The sequence below is a fragment of the Prevotella sp. AM23-5 genome (assembly GCF_003473645.1).
In the GTDB taxonomy this organism is placed as follows: domain Bacteria; phylum Bacteroidota; class Bacteroidia; order Bacteroidales; family Bacteroidaceae; genus Prevotella; species Prevotella copri_A.
The window spans coordinates 1-16,426 of the sequence record NZ_QUCG01000073.1 but is presented as its reverse complement, the minus strand read 5'-3'; the positions used below and the strand labels follow the sequence as shown (position 1 = coordinate 16,426).

Here is a 16,426-nt window from a genome sequence, read left to right as displayed (position 1 = left end):
CATTATCTCAAATTTTAACGAACTATTGAGAACGTATCGACAAAATAACAAGCGAAACATCAACAGAGCAGAAAGAGAAAGAAGACATCAAGGCAGAGGCACAGATATTGAAAGCCATGTGCTATTTTGACTTGTTACGCATCTATGCTACCGCATTCGACATCAACCCTGACGGAGATGGTGTAATCATCAAGAATATGTTTGGTTATGAAACCAATGCACGAAGCAGCAAGAAAGTATGCATTGATATGATCAATAGTTTGCTGACTGAGGCGGCAAGTGTAAGAAACCAACCTGCAAAAAACGGCTGGTTATCGCAAACTGCAGCCAAATACATGCTGGCAGAAACTGCACTCTATATGGGAAACTACCAAGAAGCAGCCGAACATGCAGATGATGTAATAGCACTAGGCGATGACAGCCAGATTGGTGGCGAGAGTTATTCACGACTGTGGCGAACAGAAAGTTATAGCGGGCGAATCTTTGCCTTCAATACTTCCAACAGTTACTATATAGGAATCGAATATGGCAGTAATGATGGCGATTACTATGCCGTAAATCCAGCATTCAGCTTTACAGATAAGGATGTGCGCAAGGAATATACTCTCTATTCCAAAGAACAAAATGGAAAGATGCGCAACCTGATGGGCAAGTACAATATGATGAACAAACAAGGCACCCAGCCAAGTTACATCAACAGAATGCGATTTGCAGGCGCCTACTTCATCGCAGCAGAGGCTTATGCCCGCAACAACAATGAACAAATGGCACGAGAGCGCATCAACCATTACCTGCAACTGATTTCTGCCAATCCGATAGGAGAAGAAGTAACAGGAGATGCATTGATTGAAGCAATTCTCACTGAGAAATTCAAGGAATTCGTAGGAGAAGGAACCAATTATTTCGATCTCAAGCGAATACACGCCGACGTAAATCGCCTTTCGGTCTGGGGACTGGCAGTAACAACCAAGATCAAGTCAAATGACTATCGTTGGACATTCCCAATCCCTGCATCCGAATATAAATACAACAACCAAGTGAGCCAAAACGAAAAGTGGCCAATTAACAGATAGTATTAACAATAAAAGAATAGAAAAATGAAGAAAATTACATTTATGCTTTTTTGTGCGCTTGCAATGCTGATTGGTTTCAGCGCATGCAGCAGTGACGACAATGGTGACAATGTTCAGATGACCAACTACGTATCCATTACTGCAGATGGCAATAGTATCATCAATGAGGATAATGACGAAGAAGTAAAATTCAACATTTTGCTTGCCCACACATTGAAGGCAGATGCAAGCATCAGTCTGTCGCTTCAGGGAAATGATGGAGACATTGCAACAATCACTCCTAATACAATTACTCTGAAGGCAGGAGAAAAGACAGCTTCATTCACTGTAAAATCAAATAAAAAGAGTTCTCTCAGCACACCTTGCATATTAACCATTGCAGCATCATTCTCTGATAGCAACATGAAATCAGATGGAAAGCCTGCAACTGTAACCATCAATCCAGACTCAGATATCCCTACATTAACAGAGGCTCAATTGAAACTGATTGAAGGCTACAAAAAAAATCTCAATATAGACTTAACCAAGATTCTGGGTAAAGTAAAGGTAAATACCGTTGTAACTTTCAATGATGACGACAAGGCTGATATCAATAACAATAAGGAGACTCATGCTTTCTCAGGCATAACCATTATCACTCTAAGCGATAAGGCGACAGCAGAAAAGCCTGTACTGAAGATGATTTCAAATGCAATGGGCATGACTAACTTCAATTACGAAATGTTGAGAAAGAAAACGGTAGAAGATACCGAATACTATACACAGACTCCATATGGCAAGGCTGTAATGGAGAACATCAAGTATGACTTCAACAAGGAAACCTTTACGATGACCCTCGATGGTATCGAAGTTAATGCAGACATGACACTAAGCTTCACAGGCAAGAAGACTAACATTTATGAAGTAGAAATCACAACGGTTCCGTTCGATTATACATTCTCTGCATGGACTCGTCTAAAGGAAATGGCAGATGCAGGCAAAAACTTTATTGTTGACGATGGTGATTCCAAGACAGAAACTCCTGTACAAGACATCATTGACGGTGGTGGAACATTGAATCCATACGCATTCTTTGACAATACCGACGTTGTTGCCGATGCAGAAAAAACAGAGTATAAGAATATCTTTGTTGTTCCTACCGGCAAGATAGATTTCGCGAATGGAAAAATGACCTTTGCATTCCCTTGGTATCTTGAGAATGCATACGGCTGCCAGAGAGTAGAAGCAACCTATACTTTTGGTAATTAATAGAATAAAAACATCTAATGCCAACAATATGTATAAAATAACAAAACAGACTTTGTTATTTGTAATGCTCATAACCTTTGGTTTATCAGCATTTGCCAATAAAGATAAAGCTATAAACCTTCCACGGGGTACCGTGGAAGGCTACCTTGACAACGGACTTCACTATATCATTATGCCTAATGCATTGCCAAGACATGGCATAGAAATGCGCCTTGTTATGAAAGTGGGCTCTCTGCAAGAAAGTGATCAGCAAAAAGGTGGCGCTCACTTCTTAGAGCATATGTCTTTTTCGGGTACTACACATTTTCCTCAAGATGCATGGGTTGACTACTTTGAGCGTCTCGGTATGAAATATGGACGCGACATCAATGCTTTCACAGGATTCGACCGCACCATATACTGGCTTTCATTGCCTGTTGCTGATTTCGGAACTCAGGTTATGGACAGCACGCTTCTTGCTGTTCGTGACATTCTGGATGGTGTAGCATTCGACCCACAATCAGTGAATCAGGAACGCGGAGTTATCAAGGAAGAATTGCGCAGTTATGATACCGGAGATGACTTCTATGACCTTAAAATCGGTGATGGAAGATATATCTTGCGTATGCCGCTCGGAACAGAACAGGACATCGAGTCTATCTCACGCGACGATCTGCTGAATTACTATCATCAATGGTATCTTCCCAAGAATGCCTGTCTGGTTATTGTAGGTAATGTGGATGCTCAAGATATACAGAAACGCATCTTGGCAACCTTCAACCAGGTAGCAAAAGGACACCCTACCCCATTGGGCAACTACCCGCTCACCTACAAGAAAGGCATCACGCTCCATGAGGTTAAAGACACTGTAGGTACAAGTTCTAAACTGGAGTTCATTATCCCTCACGAAGGTGTGGTGGCAAATACCATCGCCTCTACAGCTCTCAAGGAGCAATATCGCCTGCTCATGGCGGCTATCAGAAAGAGAATGGCTGCACAGGGTATCAGATGTGATCTCGACGATGCCTGGTATCTTGCCAATCAAAATCATTTCTCTTTTTCGGTAGAAGGTAGAGGAAAACTGGAACTCAAGGAGAAGATGACAAAAGTGCTTAGCGTATTTTCAAATATCGCCAGCAAGGGGTTTGGCAAAGAAGAATTAGCTGACTATATTGCCGAAAAAGTCAACAGGATGTCAGTAGATACTGTAGGATTCCAGTCAAGCAAATGGTGTGATGATTTTGTTGATTACATCATCGCCGGAGACAGATATCTCACTTGGAACGAAGATATGGAGGAAGTCAGACAATTGGTAAGGCAAACCAGTAGCAGCCAGCTTAAGAAACTTTTCAAAACGATTCTTCAGGAAGGAAACAAATCACTTCTTGTAGCCTATCAGAACAATGCCGGCAAGGAAGAATCTTTTAATGAGAAAGAGTTACTGCAACTATGGCAGCAGGGCTTGAAGACCCCGATGCCTGCTTACACCTATCAACGAAAGAAGGTAGCAGAAAAACAGCATATTGACATTCCTGCCTGCCTTTCAACCACCCATGCTGATGCCTCCTCTTCTATCGTCAGCAAACGGAAGTACGAGGATATCGGAGTAAAGGAATATCTGCTCCAAAATGGCTTGAAGCTTGTCTTGCGTCCTACAACAGATAAAGACAGCACCATCTATATTGCCATGCACGGACGAGGTGGCACAGGTGATCTCAGCAAGCAGGATTACCCACTCCTGAAAGATGCCGTAAGCTATGTAGATATGGGCGGACTAGCACATATCGATACCGATCTGCTGACCGAGGTGATGCAGGAAGAAGGCTTATCAATGAGCATTGGTATCGACGATTACTGGCATCAGGTACTCGCCTCTGCACCAATCGACAAGGCACAGGAATTAATGAACCTGGTTTATGAGAAAATTACAGCTCCAGGCAAATCATACGAAGATTTCAAGGAGGTCCGAGACTCTGAAATTGAAAGTTGGGGAAAGGAAACCTTGCTCAACAGACTGCTGAAACGAGACACCAACCGTATGCTCTCACGAAGAGTGGACTCACTGGTATGCAATATACCAACGAATAGTGGTATCAAGATTCAGAAAGAAAACTTGTCAAAGCTCAACCTGGATTCAATGACCACCTATTATAAATCACTCTTTGCCAATCCTCTGCAAACCACCTTGATAGTAACTGGCAACTTTGCAGAAAATGAGGTATTGCGTACCATTGTCAACACATTTGCACGTTTGAAGATATCCGCTCAGATGACTCGTTTCCAGGACAAGCCAAGCAATATGCCAAAGAGTCCTTACAAAGAGGCTTTTGAGAATGACGTGGAATCACAGACTGTCTTGAACTACATCTATTCGGGCAATTATAAGCCAGGACTTCGCCAGTCGCTGATGCTGAAGCTGATGCGCGATGTCATGCAGAACCGATTGTTGAGCATCCTGCGCGAGAAATTAAACATCGTTTATTCGCCATACGCCGACCTATACTATGCCGGAGTACCACAAGCCAAATATAATTTCTGGCTCGAAGTGGCTGTCAAGAACGAGAATCGCAATAAGGCTATGCAGGCCTTAGATGAGATTATCAAGGACTTACAGACCAACTGTATCAGCGAAGGCGAATTGAACAAGCTCAAGATGTCGTTCCTCGTTACCAAGCGCAAGTCGCTCTCTGATGATGCACCAGCAGAATGGAAGAATGTTCTCACTAACCTCTTGCATAACGGCGAGAGCTTAGAAGACTTCGACAATTACAGTAACTGTCTGAAAAGCATCACGCCTGAGGATATCCGCAAAGGTTTTGAGGACTACGTACGTCCTGAGCGCGCAGCTTTACTCTATAAAGGCACCCCATTTTAAATTACATCAAAACAAGAAAGAAAAATGAAAAAAATATTATGGATAGTCATGCTCATGATGAGCATGACTACCTATGCACAGAAAACTCCAGAAATATATCGTATTTTCGATGCCCAAGGCAAGGAAGTAAGTTATGAAAAAATGATCAAGACCGTGTCTGCCACAGATGTTGTATTCTTTGGAGAAATCCACAATTGCGTCATTAGCCATTGGATGGAATTAAAGGTCTTAGAGGCTCTTGCCGAAAATAATAAAAAATTGAAAGTAGGTATGGAGATGCTGGAGGCAGATAACCAGCTCATCATCGATGAATATACAAGTAGCACCATTTCTTCCGACCGTTTCGAGGAAGAGTGCCGCCTATGGCCCAACTACAGCACTGACTACGAACCGTTGGTCTACTACGCCAAGCGCCACCACTTGCCACTGATAGCAACCAACGTGCCTCGCAGATATGCCAGTGTCGTAAAAGAAAAAGGACTTGCTTTCCTTGATTCTCTTTCGGCTGAAGCCAAGCGCTATTTGCCAAAGCTGCCTATTAAATATGTTGAGAACGAGAACGCCCAGGAAGGTTTTGCCCTGATGGGGTTACTCGGTAAGGCGAAGGGAACCGAACCACAGCTGATGGCACAAGCACAAGCCATCAAAGATGCCACCATGGGATGGTTCATCGCTCAAAACCTCAAGAAGGGTGAACAGATGATTCATTTTAATGGTACATATCATTCTGATGCCAGAAACGGAATCATCCCTTATCTCCTCGAATATCGCCCTAAAACAACCATTAGCACTATTAGGGCGGTTCGCCAAGAAGAGATTGACAAGATAGAAGAAGACTACCTGGGATTGGCTGATTTCTATATCTGTATTACAGAAGATATGAACATGTCGTATTAGGCTTTCCTGTTCACCTTTTCTGCCAAATGAGGCATTAACAACCAAAATAAAAAGAAATTTTTGCAACATCTGCGATATTTTTATTAACTTTGCACCCAAAAGTAATAAAATAGATATGAGAATAGGAATTATCGTTGCGATGGACAAGGAGTTCACGCAACTCAAGACATTATTGACAGAATCGCAGACTGAGCGAAAGAATCATAAGGACTTCGTCATCGGAAAAATCGGCGAGAATGAAGTAGTGATGCAGCAGTGCGGCATCGGAAAGGTGAACAGCGCCATCGGAGCTGTGGAAATGATTGATAATTACCACCCAGACCTCGTCATCTCTTCGGGTGTGGCTGGAGGTGCTGACATCAACCTCAATGTTACAGAAGTGGTGGTAGCTACCGACTGTGTATATCACGATGCTTACTGCGGTGACGAATGCGAGTATGGACAGATTCTCGGTATGCCTGCCCTCTTCAAGACCCCAAAGGAGTATGTAGAAAAGGCGCTTGCCATCAATGCACAGCCAGACAACCAGCATCCCAAGATTCATGCCGGACAGATTGTAAGCGGAGAATGGTTCGTAGATAGCAAGGAGAAGATGCGATCTATCCTGGAGCACTTCCCTCACGCCATGGCTGTGGATATGGAAAGCTGCTCCATCGCACAGACCTGCCACATCTACAAGACTCCATTCATCTCCTTCCGCATCATCAGCGATGTACCTCTGAAGGATACCAAGGCACAGCAGTACTTCGACTTCTGGGCTAAAATGGCAGAAGGATCATTCAATGTCACCAAGGCTTTTCTCGAAAGTCTGTAAACTATAAATTGTAAATTATAAACTATATGAATAAGATTCCAAGTTTTACTATCAATCATAACAAGTTGCTCCGCGGCATCTACGTAAGCCGCAAGGACGAAGTAGGCGGAGAAGTCATCACAACCTTCGATATCCGCATGAAGGTGCCTAACCAGGAGCCTTGCCTCCACAACGGTGCCATCCATACCATCGAGCACCTGGCAGCCACCTACCTGCGCAACGACGAGGAGTGGAAAGACCGCATCATCTACTGGGGACCAATGGGATGCCTCACCGGCAACTACCTCCTCATCAAGGGCGACCTGGAGAGCAAGGACATCGTAGAACTGATGAAGCGCACCTTCCAGTTCATCGCCGACTTCGAAGGAGAAATTCCAGGACAGGCAGCCAAGGATTGCGGTAACTATCTGCTCCACGACCTGCCTATGGCAAAGTATGAATCGAAAAAATATTTGGAAGAGGTGCTCAACTGCATCACCGAAGAAAATTTGATTTATCCTACACAGGACTAACCCTATACAAACGCCCGCAAAGCAAATTTGCGGGCGTTTATATTTAATTAACCAGAAAAGTTTTGTTACTATTTATAAAACTCCTATCTTTGCAGATGAATCATTAGTAACAATCACCAATAGCATCAATAACTATTATATACATCTATTATTATGGTAAGATTAAAGTGTATCGATTTAAATACAACAACCATGAACATCAAAAAAGTTTTTATAGGGGTGTCCTTCGTCATGACTGCCATGGCTGGCCACTCCCAGAGTGTTTTCCAAGTAAAGCAGCAGTCGTTGCCTAATCCAGACAACGAGCCAACAGCTGTGTTCCCGGTTCCAAGTGATCGCCAGATGAAATGGCAGGAGACTGAATTCTATGCCTTCTTCCATTATGGCATGAATACCTATACCAACAGAGAATGGGGACTCGGAAGTGAAGACGTAACCCTTTTTGCACCAACCAAGAAGCCAAACCCGGCTCAATGGCTCAAGGCTGTAAAGGCTGCTGGCATGAAGGGCGGTATCGCCGTAGTCAAGCATCATGACGGTTTCTGCCTCTGGCCTACATCTACTACTGACCATTCCATCGTCAATGCCGGCAATGAGAATGGCAAGACTACCAACATTCCCCGCGACTTTGCCAAGGCTGCACGAAGCTTGGGAATGAAGTACGGCTTCTATGTTTCTCCATGGGATAGAAACAGCCAATACTACGGTACTGAGAAATATGTAAACGATGTTTTCCTGCGCCAGTGCGCGGAGTTGGCACAATATGGCAAAGACCAGTTTGAAATGTGGTTTGATGGTGCCAACGGTGGTGACGGATACTACGGCGGACGCAATACGACCGTGAACGTAGATCGTTCAACCTATTATGATATTCCTAACCTCAGAGACTCTATCCACAAGGTTTGTCCAGACATCATCCTCTGGGGTGTGGGTGCTGAGGCAAGATGGATAGGCAACGAGGCAGGATGGGCTGGCGAAACCAACTGGCTCACCGACGAGAGAGGATATGCCCCTGAAAGCAACGGCATGTATGGCACTGAAGACGGATGGCAGTGGGACCCGGGAGAGAGCGATGCCAAGCTCACCGACAAGGGATGGTTCTGGCACGAAGGCGAGAAGCCTCTCTCTGTGGAGCGCCTCTTCCAGATGTATCTCGAAACCGTGGGTAGAAACGCCACCCTCATCCTGAACTGTCCTCCCGACAAGAGAGGTTTGCTGCCTGATATCGACGTGCGCGTGCTCAAGGATATGGGCAATATGATCCGCACCCGCCTGGGCAAGGACCTGGCTCAGAAGGCCAGGGTTTCCGTTAGCAACACCCGCCAGGCAGGAGCCAAGCGCAACTATGCCGCCAGGAACCTGACCGACAACAACAAGAATACCTATTGGGCCACCGACGACGGCGTAAAGCAGGCCACCATCACCTTCAGCTGGGATAAGCCACAAACCCTGCGCTATGTGGATATGATGGAGTACATCCGCAAGGGGCAGCGAGTAAGAAAGTTCCATATCGAAATCTCAGAAGATGGAAAGACATGGAAGCCTATCGCAGAAAAGTGCACCACTACCACCATCGGATACAAGCGCATCATCCCGCTGAACGGCAGCACATCAGACAGTTACGGCAAGGGCTATCAGGCGAAGGGTTTGAAGATTGTCATCGACGACAGCAAGGCTTGTCCGCTGCTGCATTCCATAAAAGTATTTTAAACTTTTTCTCTACACCAAGAACATGAAGAAATTACTCATAGCATTGTGCCTGTTGCCATTGGCAGTAATGGGACAGGAAATTAAGTTCGACACCCAGGATTACAAATCCGTGGGAGTTTACGATAGATGGGAGCATTCCCCATTCCGCACGGGAGAACTGGCTGGCAACTGCGCAGTAGTGGATAATCCCGACCTCACCAACAATCCCAACACGAAGGTGCTCGCCTTTCAGCGTTCACGCCTGGCATCCAACATCTTCGGTGCAAGAATAGATCTGAAGAAGCCGATAGCACTCGGCCCTGCAGGAAAAGTGGTTCACGTGCTCATCAACCGTCCGATGGAAGGCCGCGTGATGCTGGTTGGTCTCGGCAAGCGCAGAGACAGAGCCGGACAGTCGCAGGAAGTAGAGCAGTTCTGGATTAAATCCACCACTCCGGTTCCTGCCGGTCAGTGGGCTGATGCCGTTTTCCCTATCAAGAGTGCCGAGGGTGTGGATATCTACAGTCTGGTAGTGGTTCCTCACGCCGAGTCACCTCACGAGATGAAGCAGGATGCCGTGGTGTATATCGATGATATCAATATCCATCTGACCAACGCCCCTCGCATCACCCTGCTGAAGACAGAAGGTGCAGCGAAGAAGAAGTCTCACAGCGACTTCGTATCCGTTACCGAGGCCAACCGCAACGGTATGGTGACAGCCGCCGACGGAACCACCCTCAACAACCACAAGGTGGCATACGGCAAGGCATTCAAGGTAAAGATGGTACCTGCCCCAGGCTTCACCTACGGTGATTTCACCATCACCCACGGCGACAAGGTAGAATCGCTCAAGAAGACGGATATCGCCAAGGATGGCACCTTCACCATTCCAGCAAAATGGATGGATGGCAACGTAACCATCGAGTGCATCTTTATTTCTACGAGCAAATAAAATCCTTGATTTCTACAAGTAAATAAATAAAATCCTCTATATAAAAAGGGTGTGGTATCAGTTGATGCCACACCCTATTTTTTTTATTGCTACCATTTCAGTCTTCCGTATTTCTCTTTATACCATAGCTGCCAGCCATTCACCAGGTTCTGCCAAACCACATAGGCACCCGGTGCTACGGCGGCAAGAGGATTCAGAAAAGTAAGGGTGAGCCAGATGCCCACAATGGTATTCTTCTGTCCCAACGCCTGACCGGCACTGATGCTCGCATCATAATGTCTGCCCACCGCCTTGCCAATGGCAAACTGGATAAGACATACCAAAAGGGGTACCAGAAGCAGCAAGGCTAGAATCCATCCCGAAACCTCGGCATGGAGGATATTGCGAACCGTCTCGCCCATCAATATCGTCAGGTTGAAGCACCACATATAGAAACCCAAATCCTTCACGCTCTTCACCTTATCCACCCACTTGGGCAGGAACCTGCGGCTCAGCAAAGCCAGGAGCAAAGGTACCACCAGTACCGTGGTTACGTTTCTGAACACCATCGCACTCATAAAAAGAAAGGAAACATCCGCCCCCTTCTCCACCATCGGGAAGAGACTCGGAATAATCACCATCGTGAATACATTCGCTATCACCGTATAAGTAGTCAGCGAACCGATGCTTCCACCCAACTTCTCCGTCACCACCGCCACGGCAGCCGCCGTAGGACAGATAAAGCAGATAAAGGCTCCCTCCAGCACCAGCTTGGTTTCATAATCATCGCCGAATTCGAAAATCAGCACCACCATCGCCAATGCCAGACTGGTTCTAATCAGCTGCAATACAAAATGCCACGCCTTCGGCTTCATCTCCTTGATTTCTATCTTGCAGAAAGTAACATAGAGCAGGGCGAAGAGCACCACCGGCATCAGATCTACCAGTTTCGGTCCCACCGCATCGCCCAGAGGTTCCAGAAACGGAACATTGGCAAAAATCAGATAGCCCACAGCTCCCAATACCAGCGAGCAGGGCAACGAGAATTTCCTAAAGAATTTCCACAACAGCATACAAATACATTAAAATAAAGAATCCCCTGCAAGCAGACTGCCCAGGGCAATCGGCAAGAGGGGAATTCTTACGGATCCATTTATATACAAGCTATAACTTATTCCTTGTTACTGCGCTTGCGCTCCAAGTGATCGAGAATCACCTTGCGCATACGCATGCTCTTAGGGGTTACCTCTACGTACTCATCCTCGCGGATATACTCCAGGCACTCCTCAAGGCTCATCACGGTCTTTGGAATCACGCGAGCCTTATCATCAGAACCAGAAGCACGCACGTTGGTCAGCTGCTTTGCCTTGGTTACGTTAACCACCAGGTCGTTGTCGTGAACATGCTCACCAACTACCTCGCCACCGTAAACCTCCTCACCTGGGTCGATGAAGAACTTACCGCGATCCTGCAACTTATCGATGGCGTAAGCATAGGCAGTACCTGTTTCCAGCGCAATCATGCTACCGTTAGAACGGCGGGTAATCTCGCCCTTGTATGGCTGATACTCCTTGAAGCGGTGGGCCATGATAGCCTCGCCCTGAGAAGCAGTGAGCACATTGGTACGCAAACCGATGATACCACGTGAAGGAATATCAAACTCGATATCCACACGCTCGCCCATGTTCAGCATAGAAGTCATGTCACCCTTGCGGCGGGTAACCATATCAATCATCTTAGAAGCAAACTCCTCTGGCACGTTGATGGTCAACTCCTCGATAGGCTCGCACTTCACGCCGTCAATCTCCTTGTAGATTACCTGAGGCTGACCCACCTGCAGCTCGTAGCCCTCGCGGCGCATGGTCTCGATGAGCACAGAGAGATGGAGCACACCACGACCAGAAACAATCCACTTATCGGTGGTATCCTCGTAAGGCTGAACACGAAGAGCCAGGTTCTTCTCCAGCTCCTTGTTCAGGCGGTCCTGAATGTGGCGTGATGTACAGAACTTACCCTCCTTGCCGAAGAAAGGAGAATCGTTGATGGTGAAGAGCATACTCATGGTAGGCTCGTCTACAGCGATAGGAGGCAGTGGCTCCGGGTTCTCGTAGTCGCAGATGGTATCACCAATCTCGAACTTCTCAAGGCCGACAACGGCACAGATATCGCCAGAATCCACATGGTCTGTCTTCTTATGACCCATACCCTCGAAGGTATGCAGTTCCTTGATCTTGGTCTTCTCCTGGGTTCCGTCACGGTGGCAGATGGTAACGTTCATACCATCCTTCAGAGTACCACGGTGTACACGACCCACAGCGATACGACCGGTGTAAGAACTATAGTCAAGAGATGTGATCAAGAGCTGAGGAGTACCCTCCAGCTGCTTAGGAGCAGGGATAATCTCCACAATCTTGTCGAGCAGATAGTCAATGTTATCAGTTGGCTTGTTGTAGTCATCGCTCATCCAGCCGTTCTTAGCCGAACCGTAAACCACAGTAAAGTCAAGCTGTTCCTCTGTAGCATCGAGGTCGCACATCAAGTCGAACACCATTTCGTACACCTCTTCAGGGCGACAGTTAGGCTTATCCACCTTATTAACCACCACGATAGGCTTCAATCCGAGCTGCAAAGCCTTCTGCAGCACGAATCGGGTCTGAGGCATCGGACCCTCGAAAGCGTCGACGAGGAGGAGGCAACCGTCTGCCATGTTGAGCACGCGCTCCACCTCACCACCGAAGTCAGAGTGTCCAGGAGTATCGAGAATATTAATCTTAGTACCTTTCCAATTGATAGACACATTCTTTGAAAGAATGGTTATACCACGCTCTCGCTCCAAATCATTGGAATCGAGCACTTCGCCGCTGTTATCCTGGCCGTCACGGAACAGCTTACCGGCGAGCATCATCTTGTCAACCAGGGTAGTTTTACCATGGTCAACGTGTGCAATAACTGCAATGTTTCTAATGTCTTGCATTTCGTTTACCTTAAATACTTAATGAATTTGGGTGCAAAATTACAAAAAAATCCCGAAAAATTTGCATAATTCATGGAAAAGTTGTACCTTTGCACCGCATTTTTAAGGAAACCGCCGTGAGGAAGGTCCGAAATTGCATCATATTACATTTATAACAATTAAATTTTTAAGTATCACAGCTATGTATTTAGACAAAGCAAAAAAAGAAGAGATCTTTAGCAAGTACGGAAAGTCTAACTCTGATACTGGTTCAGCAGAGAGCCAGATAGCATTGTTCTCATACCGTATTGCTCATTTGACGGAGCACGTTAAGAAGAACCGTAAAGATTATACTACAACACGTGCGTTGACACAGCTTGTAGGAAAGCGTCGTGCATTGCTCGATTACTTGTATGATCGCGACATCAATCGCTATCGTGCTATCATCAAGGCCCTCGGTCTTCGTAAGTAATCAGCGAAAGCAGACACATTGCTTAACAGAATTAAAAATCCCATCACTCGCAAGAGCGATGGGATTTTTCTTTTTTGCCGAATCTACTTCACACTACGCGAAATTCATGTAATCTTCTATTATTCAAAGACTTATATGAGTGTAATACCCTAACCGACACTACATTCACACTACACCACACTACACTCGGTGAGAGAAGAGAAAGACGGAGTGATTGGAAGATGGCGAAAAAAGATGCCACACCCTCATATCACTCCAGGCGGAAGATTACTGAGCTGAAATCGCCTGATTGCGAATCTCGATGTAATAGCTGCCTGCCATATCACTGAACTCAAACTTCAGAATGCTGAACTGGGTGGCTGCATCGGATACGCCCGTAACCACAAACTTTGCCTTTACAGGAATGCCCTTCACCAGACGGATGTTGGAATACTGACCCCATGTGCCGTTGGCTACAGGCGACATGTCACCGTTCAGACGGCATGCCTCACCCTCGTTGTCATAGATGGTAACCGTGCCGGAAGTATCAAACTCCAAATCCTTGCCGCCCGTGTTCTTCAGCATCGCCGTGATAATCACATTGTCGCCCAAGCGCTTGCACTCCTTCAGGGTGAATGCCAACTGAGGCATGGTGCACACAATGTTGTCGGCACTGGTGTTTACCACTGCGGCAGGAGTCTTTGCGCCGATGTTCCAGGTAAACTGCTCGGACGAGTTATTTAACTTGCCCTTGATGACGCACGATCTGATGCTTGCCACCGAGCGCTCCACATCCTTCACTACCACCGTGAGCTTCACAGGAACCTTTGAAGGGATGTTCTTGTTGCTGTAAGTGCCCATACGCTCGCCACCCACGATAAACTCGATGGTGTGCTTGGCACTCTTGCTGTCCACAGCATAGGTGTTGTTGCTGCCGGCATCAAACCACAACGGGGCATCCTTGCCCAACTGGCTTGTGAGCACATAGTTGATGTGCACATCATTGCCGTTGCGCTTGCAGTCGGTGTACTTCAGCGTACAGTCAGGAATGGTTCCGCTGACATCATCATCCAACAGCGTGCTTGCCACCTTGCCCAAAGTCTTGAGCCATTTCTGTGCCTGAATCTGCTGAACGCCTACGCAGGCAAACAGCAGGATAAATACGATCAGTTTTTTCATACGTATCTTGTTTTAAAAATGAATAATCTTGTATCTAAAATGAATCATCTAAAATAGCTTGGATTGCTTCCAGGTGGAGGTCAACTCGCCCGATGCATTCACCGATGGTGTCTGACTCTTCTCGTTGACGACGATGGATTTCTGTGCCACCTGCGTCCTTACGTAGTCGAAGAGTTCGCCGAAGGTGGTATTGCCCTTGGTTTCCTGCAACTTCTTGAGCAGGAAATAGGTGAAGAGTCCGTGGCGCTTCTCCCGATAAGGATAGGCCGTCTCGTTGCCCTGTGCCGCACTTATCACCAGCATGTTTCCCTTGGGAGCCTCAGCCTTCGACTTGATGGCCACGCCCCGGGCAGAAGCCAGCATGCCTTCGCCTCGCTTGGATCCGCTGAAGCAGGCATCCATCACCACCGTCACATTCTGGGAGCCCAGGGCATGGAGCTGGTCATAGAGCTTGCCGATGCTGTAGCCCGTGGCCAAGATGCTGCTCTTGCCGTCTACGGGCAGCAGATAGGCAGTGCCGTTGCTTTCGTCAGGCACGCCATGTCCGGCATAATAGAAGATAAACCTAGCCTCGTCGCCATAGGCCTTGGCGATGTTCTGCATCCAGCTGATTTCTGCCAGGATATTGTTGAGCGTGGCATCCTGGCGCACGTGCACATTCTCCTGAGGGATGCCCAGCGTCTTGGTGCAATACTGGCTGAAAGCCACTCCGTCGTTGAGGGCGAACTCCACGTTCACCTCCTCCTCGTAGTTCTCGTTGGCGATGATTACGGCAAAGGTCTTCTCCTGCTTCGCCTTGGAAACGGGGATGTCGATATCCACATCCGACCTCAGATTGCCTGCCAGTGCCTGGAGATGATTGGTTTTCCTGGCTCTGTTCATGCGGCTTCCGTCCTGGTTCACTATTTCCTGCGCACTGGTAGAATCGGTTCGCATCACCACCACGCGCCCCTTCTTGCCCACCGAGATTCTCTGAGCCTCGGCAGGCTGCGCCGCCATGCACAGCAGGGCGACAAGACTTGCGAGATATAGATAGATTTTCATAAGCTTCCTGTTATTTACCAATTATCATCAAAGCCTTCAGAAGAATCGGCGAGCAGAGCTTCCTTCATCACGTCGATGATGGAGTTCTGGAAGGCAGAAGCCATCACGAAAGCCTTGCTGGATGCCTTCTTGTGCTTGTCTTTCTGCACATAAGGATAGCACATGTTGATGTCCCATTCCTCGTCGGTGCCCTTGGTTTGCTCGGAGCTTTCCTCGGCTTCTTCGCCTGTGGCTACAGATGCCAGGGTGCTGGCTATGGCACTGGTCCATCCTCCGCCGGCGGTAACGGTAACCAGATAGGAACCCATATATACGCTGATGCGTGCCTTTTCTTCCTTTACGTCTACTCGGATGTAAGGGGCGATGTCTACCTGATAATGGTTCATTCCGGCATTCTGAATGGCCACTTTCTCGATGTAGGCACGTGCCACGATGAGTCCTTCTTCCTTGTTTTCCTCCTGTATCACGCCGTGGGTATCCTTGCTCTTGAAGGCTTTCTTAAACCAGGCCATCGCCTTACCGTAGATCTGGTCTTTCGTCTGTCCGGCGCAATCAATCACTTCCTGGTAGTTGAGTCGGTTCTTGTTGTCGAGAGCCACCTCCTGATGCAGGTTGTCAGCCGCCTTGGTCCAGTTGTCGCCATATTTATCCTTGGCGTATTTCTCAAGTTGGTCGGCGCTGAATGTCTGTGCGCTGGCAGTGAGTGCGAGTGCAAAGAGGATGATTGCTGTGAATATTTTCTTCATTTTCTTTATTATCCTAAAATCCGCAACTATCATCC

General features: G+C 47.1%; 14 protein-coding genes. 9 read left to right on the top strand and 5 right to left on the bottom strand.

Annotation, left to right across the window (positions count from 1 at the left end):
- The first annotated feature begins 116 nt into the window (after positions 1-116).
- The 8 genes from DW657_RS14295 to DW657_RS14260 all read left to right on the top strand — a co-directional run bounded on the left by DW657_RS14295 (position 117) and on the right by DW657_RS14260 (position 10,039).
- Positions 117-1,073 (top strand): RagB/SusD family nutrient uptake outer membrane protein, encoded by a 957-nt coding sequence (locus DW657_RS14295; RefSeq protein WP_158577389.1) that lies wholly within the window; start codon positions 117-119, stop codon positions 1,071-1,073.
- A 24-nt stretch (positions 1,074-1,097) separates the two neighbouring features.
- Complete coding sequence (locus DW657_RS14290) at positions 1,098-2,321, top strand: DUF4929 family protein (RefSeq protein ID WP_118313136.1); 1,224 nt, start codon at positions 1,098-1,100, stop codon at positions 2,319-2,321.
- A gap of 172 nt (positions 2,322-2,493) precedes the next feature.
- Positions 2,494-5,175 (top strand): pitrilysin family protein, encoded by a 2,682-nt coding sequence (locus tag DW657_RS14285; RefSeq protein WP_158577388.1) that lies wholly within the window; start codon positions 2,494-2,496, stop codon positions 5,173-5,175.
- A 24-nt stretch (positions 5,176-5,199) separates the two neighbouring features.
- Positions 5,200-6,072, top strand: coding sequence for a ChaN family lipoprotein (locus DW657_RS14280; RefSeq protein WP_118313134.1), 873 nt, complete (start codon positions 5,200-5,202; stop codon positions 6,070-6,072).
- Between the two features lie 115 nt (positions 6,073-6,187).
- Entirely contained in the window at positions 6,188-6,886 is a 699-nt protein-coding gene (locus DW657_RS14275; RefSeq protein WP_118313133.1) for a 5'-methylthioadenosine/adenosylhomocysteine nucleosidase, read from the top strand.
- A 26-nt stretch (positions 6,887-6,912) separates the two neighbouring features.
- Complete coding sequence (locus DW657_RS14270; protein WP_118313132.1) at positions 6,913-7,398, top strand: S-ribosylhomocysteine lyase; 486 nt, start codon at positions 6,913-6,915, stop codon at positions 7,396-7,398.
- A 192-nt stretch (positions 7,399-7,590) separates the two neighbouring features.
- Positions 7,591-9,108 carry an alpha-L-fucosidase gene (locus DW657_RS14265; protein WP_118313131.1) on the top strand — a complete coding sequence of 506 codons (1,518 nt, stop codon included), beginning with the start codon at positions 7,591-7,593 and terminating at the stop codon, positions 9,106-9,108.
- A gap of 22 nt (positions 9,109-9,130) precedes the next feature.
- Positions 9,131-10,039: a hypothetical protein gene (locus DW657_RS14260; RefSeq protein ID WP_147381962.1), complete on the top strand. Its 909-nt coding sequence runs from the start codon at positions 9,131-9,133 to the stop codon at positions 10,037-10,039.
- A gap of 89 nt (positions 10,040-10,128) precedes the next feature.
- Here DW657_RS14260 and DW657_RS14255 read toward each other — a convergent pair whose 3' ends face one another.
- Complete coding sequence (locus DW657_RS14255; RefSeq protein ID WP_118313129.1) at positions 10,129-11,091, bottom strand: bile acid:sodium symporter; 963 nt, start codon at positions 11,089-11,091, stop codon at positions 10,129-10,131.
- Between the two features lie 98 nt (positions 11,092-11,189).
- Positions 11,190-12,992 carry a translational GTPase TypA gene (gene typA, locus DW657_RS14250; RefSeq protein WP_118313128.1) on the bottom strand — a complete coding sequence of 601 codons (1,803 nt, stop codon included), beginning with the start codon at positions 12,990-12,992 and terminating at the stop codon, positions 11,190-11,192.
- Positions 12,993-13,173: 181 nt separating this feature from the next.
- On the opposite strand from typA, the gene rpsO reads away from it, so the two are divergent.
- Positions 13,174-13,443: a 30S ribosomal protein S15 gene (gene rpsO, locus DW657_RS14245; protein ID WP_022122065.1), complete on the top strand. Its 270-nt coding sequence runs from the start codon at positions 13,174-13,176 to the stop codon at positions 13,441-13,443.
- A 267-nt stretch (positions 13,444-13,710) separates the two neighbouring features.
- On the opposite strand, the gene DW657_RS14240 is transcribed toward rpsO, so the two are convergent.
- The 3 genes from DW657_RS14240 to DW657_RS14230 are packed head-to-tail and all read right to left on the bottom strand — an operon-like array spanning position 13,711 to position 16,391.
- Positions 13,711-14,601, bottom strand: a complete 891-nt coding sequence (locus tag DW657_RS14240) for a hypothetical protein (RefSeq protein ID WP_118313127.1) — start codon at positions 14,599-14,601, stop codon at positions 13,711-13,713.
- Between the two features lie 48 nt (positions 14,602-14,649).
- Positions 14,650-15,645 (bottom strand): caspase family protein, encoded by a 996-nt coding sequence (locus DW657_RS14235; protein ID WP_118313126.1) that lies wholly within the window; start codon positions 15,643-15,645, stop codon positions 14,650-14,652.
- Positions 15,646-15,659: 14 nt separating this feature from the next.
- Positions 15,660-16,391, bottom strand: a complete 732-nt coding sequence (locus DW657_RS14230; protein WP_158577387.1) for a DUF4468 domain-containing protein — start codon at positions 16,389-16,391, stop codon at positions 15,660-15,662.
- Positions 16,392-16,426: the final 35 nt, after the last annotated feature.

Excerpts from the sequence above, each read along its gene's own strand:
- DW657_RS14295 (WP_158577389.1), top strand. The coding sequence starts at position 117 with ATGTGCTATTTTGACTTGTTACGCATCTATGCTACCGCATTCGACATC.
- DW657_RS14290 (WP_118313136.1), top strand. The coding sequence starts at position 1,098 with ATGAAGAAAATTACATTTATGCTTTTTTGTGCGCTTGCAATGCTGATT.
- DW657_RS14285 (WP_158577388.1), top strand. The coding sequence starts at position 2,494 with ATGCCTAATGCATTGCCAAGACATGGCATAGAAATGCGCCTTGTTATG.
- DW657_RS14280 (WP_118313134.1), top strand. The coding sequence starts at position 5,200 with ATGAAAAAAATATTATGGATAGTCATGCTCATGATGAGCATGACTACC.
- DW657_RS14275 (WP_118313133.1), top strand. The coding sequence starts at position 6,188 with ATGAGAATAGGAATTATCGTTGCGATGGACAAGGAGTTCACGCAACTC.
- DW657_RS14270 (WP_118313132.1), top strand. The coding sequence starts at position 6,913 with ATGAATAAGATTCCAAGTTTTACTATCAATCATAACAAGTTGCTCCGC.
- DW657_RS14265 (WP_118313131.1), top strand. The coding sequence starts at position 7,591 with ATGAACATCAAAAAAGTTTTTATAGGGGTGTCCTTCGTCATGACTGCC.
- DW657_RS14260 (WP_147381962.1), top strand. The coding sequence starts at position 9,131 with ATGAAGAAATTACTCATAGCATTGTGCCTGTTGCCATTGGCAGTAATG.
- DW657_RS14255 (WP_118313129.1), bottom strand. The coding sequence starts at position 11,091 with ATGCTGTTGTGGAAATTCTTTAGGAAATTCTCGTTGCCCTGCTCGCTG.
- typA (WP_118313128.1), bottom strand. The coding sequence starts at position 12,992 with ATGCAAGACATTAGAAACATTGCAGTTATTGCACACGTTGACCATGGT.
- rpsO (WP_022122065.1), top strand. The coding sequence starts at position 13,174 with ATGTATTTAGACAAAGCAAAAAAAGAAGAGATCTTTAGCAAGTACGGA.
- DW657_RS14240 (WP_118313127.1), bottom strand. The coding sequence starts at position 14,601 with ATGAAAAAACTGATCGTATTTATCCTGCTGTTTGCCTGCGTAGGCGTT.
- DW657_RS14235 (WP_118313126.1), bottom strand. The coding sequence starts at position 15,645 with ATGAAAATCTATCTATATCTCGCAAGTCTTGTCGCCCTGCTGTGCATG.
- DW657_RS14230 (WP_158577387.1), bottom strand. The coding sequence starts at position 16,391 with ATGAAGAAAATATTCACAGCAATCATCCTCTTTGCACTCGCACTCACT.